Source organism: Microbacterium sp. CCH5-D1 (assembly GCF_001557335.1).
Taxonomy (GTDB): Bacteria; Actinomycetota; Actinomycetes; order Actinomycetales; family Microbacteriaceae; genus Microbacterium; species Microbacterium oxydans.
Window position 1 is genome coordinate 1 of the sequence record NZ_LSJW01000045.1, and the last position, 5,058, is coordinate 5,058.

The 5,058-nt window shown below is 66.9% G+C and carries 5 protein-coding genes; all 5 read right to left on the reverse strand.

Translation table 11 applies throughout. From position 1 onward, the window contains the following. Positions 1-20 precede the first annotated feature (20 nt). Positions 21-872 (reverse strand): type IV toxin-antitoxin system AbiEi family antitoxin domain-containing protein, encoded by an 852-nt coding sequence (locus AX744_RS03020; protein ID WP_061015354.1) that lies wholly within the window; start codon positions 870-872, stop codon positions 21-23. A 242-nt stretch (positions 873-1,114) separates the two neighbouring features. Continuing rightward, positions 1,115-1,894, reverse strand: coding sequence for a phosphate ABC transporter ATP-binding protein PstB (gene pstB / locus AX744_RS03025; RefSeq protein ID WP_017828973.1), 780 nt, complete (start codon positions 1,892-1,894; stop codon positions 1,115-1,117). Positions 1,895-1,922: 28 nt separating this feature from the next. After that, entirely contained in the window at positions 1,923-3,026 is a 1,104-nt protein-coding gene (gene pstA, locus AX744_RS03030; protein WP_061015355.1) for a phosphate ABC transporter permease PstA, read from the reverse strand. A gap of 1 nt (position 3,027) precedes the next feature. Further along, positions 3,028-3,978, reverse strand: a complete 951-nt coding sequence (gene pstC / locus AX744_RS03035; RefSeq protein ID WP_021199103.1) for a phosphate ABC transporter permease subunit PstC — start codon at positions 3,976-3,978, stop codon at positions 3,028-3,030. A gap of 92 nt (positions 3,979-4,070) precedes the next feature. Continuing rightward, the coding region (pstS, locus tag AX744_RS03040; RefSeq protein WP_061015356.1) for a phosphate ABC transporter substrate-binding protein PstS at positions 4,071-5,058 on the reverse strand (988 nt) is incomplete at its 5' end.

Below are 5,058 nucleotides of genomic sequence, written 5' to 3' on the forward strand. Positions count from 1 at the left end.
GGCTGGGCGGGGTGGTGGAGTCAGACCGCCGGCGCGAGGTGGGCTCCGCGTGCGACGGCGCCGCGGATCGCGGCCTCGACGAGATGCCACTCGTCGACGATCAGCTCATAGGTGAAGCGCAGAGTCGTATACCCGGCAGCGGCAGCCGCGGCGTCACGCCGTAGGTCCTTGCTCCGCTCCTTCTCCCTGGCATGGTTCTCCCGGCCGTCGGCCTCGACGATCAGGAAGTCGCCGATGACGAGGTCGACCTCCCCGACACCGGAGACGTGAACCTGGGTCCTGACCGATATCCCGATCCGGTGCAGCCGAAGCCGGATGAGCGATTCGAGCCCGCTGTCCGCATCCGCACGAGCGAAGGCGACGAGCCAGCGCATCGACGTCGGAAGATGGCGTCGAAGCCAGATCAGCCCAGCGGGGGAGAGCAGTGATTGTCGCAAAGCCGATTCGAGCGCGGTGAAGAACGTGTCCTCGCCGCAGCACGCCGCGATCTGAAGGAGCGCATTCGGCACGGGCGCGGCTTCTCCGACGCGAACGTGGCCTTCATCCCAGTGCAGCACGCAGGCGTCGCACTGCGCTCGTGGAGTCCCTGCAGCTCCCATCCAGATGTGATTCGTGGAAGGAAGCTCGAGCACCCAGAGCCCGTGCGCCGCTGCCGCTTGGGCACATCCGACCGTTCCTCCGTGAGACGCGGCATGGATCCAGGCCTCCGCAGTGTCGGGCAGCGCATAGACACCCTGACGCGGTCGCAGTACTTCACCGGAGTGCACCGCGCGCGAGAGCTCATCGCGGCTCACACCCCTCCGGCGAAGCTCCGATGTCCGTGCCATCCGCCCGAGCGCGCCCAGCACAGAAGCGGCGCGCACGAAGGACATCGCCCGATACTGCCCTGAGCACGCCATCGGTCGAGGCCGAAACCGCACGAGCTATGGACAACTCCCTGCATTCCGGGCCGGTGCAGGCACAGTGCACCTCGACCCGGGTAAGCCGAAACCCAGACCATCCGACGGTGCGACGGCGTGTCAACGGCTGACACGCCGGCAGCCACTCGAGTGGTCTGGGTTTCGGAGGAACAGCAGCAGGGGAGGGGAATCAGCAGTAGGGGAGAGCAGTGGGCTCAACCGAAGCGGCCGGAGACGTAGTCCTCGGTGGCCTGCACGGACGGAGTGGTGAAGATGCTCGTGGTGTCGTCGTACTCGATGAGCTTGCCGGGCTTGCCGGTACCGGCGATGTTGAAGAACGCCGTCTTGTCGGAGACTCGGGACGCCTGCTGCATGTTGTGCGTCACGATCACGATGGTGAACTCGTTCTTGAGCTCGCCGATCAGCTCCTCGATGGCGTAGGTCGAGATGGGGTCGAGCGCGGAGCAGGGCTCGTCCATCAACAGCACCTGCGGCGACACGGCGATCGCGCGCGCGATGCACAGACGCTGCTGCTGACCGCCGGACAGGCCGGAGCCGGGCTTGTCGAGGCGGTCCTTGACCTCGTTCCACAGGTTCGCACCCGTGAGCGACTTCTCGACGAGCGCATCCTGATCGCTCTTCGACATGCGGCTGTTGTTGAGCTTCACGCCGGCGAGGACGTTCTCCTTGATGGACATCGTGGGGAACGGGTTGGGGCGCTGGAAGACCATGCCGACCTGTCGACGCACCAGCACCGGGTCGATGCCGGGGCCGTAGAGGTCCTTGCCGTCGAGCAGCACCTCTCCCTCGACGCGGGCACCGGGGATGACCTCGTGCATGCGGTTGAGCGTGCGCAGGAAGGTGGACTTGCCGCAGCCGGAGGGGCCGATGAACGCGGTCACGCTGCGCGGCTGGATGTCGAGGGAGACGCCCTCCACGGCGAGGAAGTCGCCGTAGTAGACGTTCAGGTCGTTGACTTCGATGCTCTTGGACACTGCAGTTCCTTGCTTTTCGGGTCGAGGCTCAGCGGCCGGTCTTGGGGGCGAAGATCTTCGCGACCAGCCGCGCGATCAGGTTGAGCAGCATGACGATGATGATGAGCGTCAGGGCGGCGGCCCATGCTCGTTCCACGTATGCCTCAGCGGGAATGCCCTGGTACGCGTACTGCGAATACGTGAACACCGGGAGGGTCTGCATGCGACCGCTGAACAGGTTGTAGTTCATGGCGTCGGTGAATCCGGCCGTGAGCAGCAGCGGCGCGGTCTCGCCGATCACGCGGGAGATGGCGAGCATCACACCCGTCGTGATGCCGGCGATCGACGTCGGCAGGACCACCTTGACGATCGTGAGCCACTTCGGCACGCCGAGCGCGTAAGACGCCTCGCGCAGCTCGTTCGGCACCAGCCGCAGCATCTCCTCGGTGGAGCGCACGACGACCGGGATCATGAGCACGGCCAGGGCGACCGAGCCCGCGATACCCATACGCACACCGGGCCCGAAGATCAGCGCGAACACCGCGTAGGCGAAGAGACCAGCGACGATCGAGGGGATACCCGTCATGACGTCGACGAGGAACGTGATGGTGCGTGCCATCCGTCCGCCCTTGCCGTACTCGACCAGATAGACGGCCGTCATCAGGCCGATGGGGATCGAGATGATCGCAGCAGCCAGCGTGACGAGCAGCGTGCCGATCACCGCGTGCAGGGCGCCGCCTCCCTCGCCGAGCACACCACGCATCGACGAGGAGAAGAAGAGTCCGTCGAAGCGGGCGACGCCGTTGGTGACCACGGTGATCGCCACCGAGACCAGCGGGACCATCGCGATCGCGAACGCCGAGGTGACGATGCCGGTGATCAGACGGTCGAGCGCCTTCCTGGAACCCTCGACGATGCGCGACATCACGTAGATGAGCACGAGGTAGATCACAGCGCCGAGCACGACGGAGCCGGCGATGTTGAGGTCGGATCCGCTGGCGACGGCCTCGAGGGCGAACGGCGTGAATCCGATCAGGAGCGAGACGGCGAGCAGGGCCCAGGGCGCCCAGCGGGGGAGGTGTCCCGAGCTGAGCGAGAGCTGGGAGGGGGCCGCGCTGGCCGTGCGAGCGGACTCGGGGGCGGTAACGGTCATGTCAGTTCGCTCCCGAGAATTCCTTGCGGCGGTTCACGAACCAGCGTGCGAGAGCGTTCACCGCGAACGTCACGACGAACAGGATCAGACCGGTCGCGATGAGGATGTTGATGTTGACCTGGTACGCCTCCGGGAACGTCAGCGCGATGTTGGCGGCGATCGTGGAGGGGTTGGTGGAGGTGAGCAGTTCGAACGTGACCGCCTTGCTCACCGAGAGCACCATCGCGACGGCCATGGTCTCACCGAGCGCGCGGCCGAGGCCGAGCATCGAGGCGGACACGATTCCGGAGCGGCCGAAGGGGAGGACAGCCATCCGCACCATCTCCCAGCGGGTGGCTCCCAGGGCGAGGGCTGCCTCCTCGTGGAGGCGAGGGGTCTGCAGGAAGATCTCGCGGCAGATGGCCGTGATGATCGGGACGACCATGACCGCGAGCACCATGGCGGCGGTGAGGATCGTGCGGCCCGTGGGCGAGACCACACCGTCGAAGAAGGGGATCCAGGAGGCGTTCGTGTTCAACCAGACGTAGATGGGCTGAACCGCCGGCGCGAGGACCAGGATTCCCCAGAGGCCGAACACGACCGAGGGGACGGCGGCCAGCAGATCGACCACGTAGCCGAGCCCTTGGGCGAGGCGGCGCGGGGCATAGTGCGTGATGAAGAGCGCGACCCCGAGCGAGAGGGGGACTGCCAGCAGAAGGGCGAGGAAAGCCGCCCACACGGTCCCGAACAGGAGTGGGCCGACGTAGTCCCAGAAGTTGGTCTTGAGGAGCGAGGCGTCTTCGGCCGTCGCGGTGAAGGCGGGGATCGACTGAACGATGAGGAAGATCGCGACCGCGGCCAGCGTGATCATGATCATGGATCCGGCGGCGACCGCCGTTCCGGAGAACCAGAGGTCACCGGCGCGTTTCTTCGCGACGATGCGCGTCGACGCCGGCGAGGTCGTGGCTGTCATGGGAGCTGCTTCCTGCTCAGTGGAGATCGGGTGTCTGACGCGAGCAGACGGTCTCCGGGATGCCGCGGGGCATCCCGGAGACCGTCACCAGCTCACTTGATGAGGTCGATCGCAGCCTGTGCCTGCGTGCGCAGGTCGTCCGAGATCGGGGCGCTGCCGGCGTTGGTCGCGGCGGCTTCCTGGCCTTCGGCGCTGATCGCGGTCGTGAAGAACGCCTTGGTCAGTGCGGCGACGTTCTCGTCCTCGTACTCGGCGCAGCCGATGAGGTAGCTGACGAGGAGAACCGGGTAGGCGCCTTCGGCGGTGGTGGTGCGGTCGATCGCGAAGGCGAGGTCGCCGTCGGTGCGGCCTTCCTCGATCTTCGAGGCGTCGAGCGTCGCTGCGGCGCCCTCGGCCGAGTGCGGCACGAACTCGTCGCCGACCTTGACGTTGACCGACGAGAAGTCCGCCGCCTGCGAGGAGTCGATGTAGCCGATGAGGCCCTGACCGCCCTTGACGGCGTTGGCGACGCCCGAGGTCTTCTCCGCGGACTCGCCGGCGAGGTCGGCCGGCCACTCCTCGACGCTGCCTGCGGTCCACACGTCACCCGCGGTCTGCGCGAGGTAGTCGGTGAAGTTGCCCGTGGTGCCCGACTTGTCGGAGCGGTGCACGGGGGTGATCGCGAGGTCGGGGAGCTTCGCGTCGGGGTTGTCCTTGGCGATCGCCGGGTCGTTCCAGTTGGTGATCTTGCCGGCGAAGATCGACGCGATGGTCGTCGGGTCGAGGTTCAGCTCGTCGACCCCGTCGAGGGAGAAGACGATGGCGATCGGCGACACGTAGGCCGGGATCTCGACGAGGTCGGAGCCGTCGACGCAGGCGCCGAAGCCGCCGGCCGAGATCTCGTCGGTCTTGAACGCACGGTCGGAACCGGCGAAGTTGACCGCGCCCTGCTGGAAGGACTCGCGTCCACCACCGGAGCCCTGCGGGTCGTACTCGACCTGGGCGTCGGGGTTGGTCTTCTGGAACTCCGCGGTCCAGGCCTGGATGGCGACCTGCTGCGAGGAGGCGCCGGCGCCGACGAGCGAGCCGCTGACCGCTGCG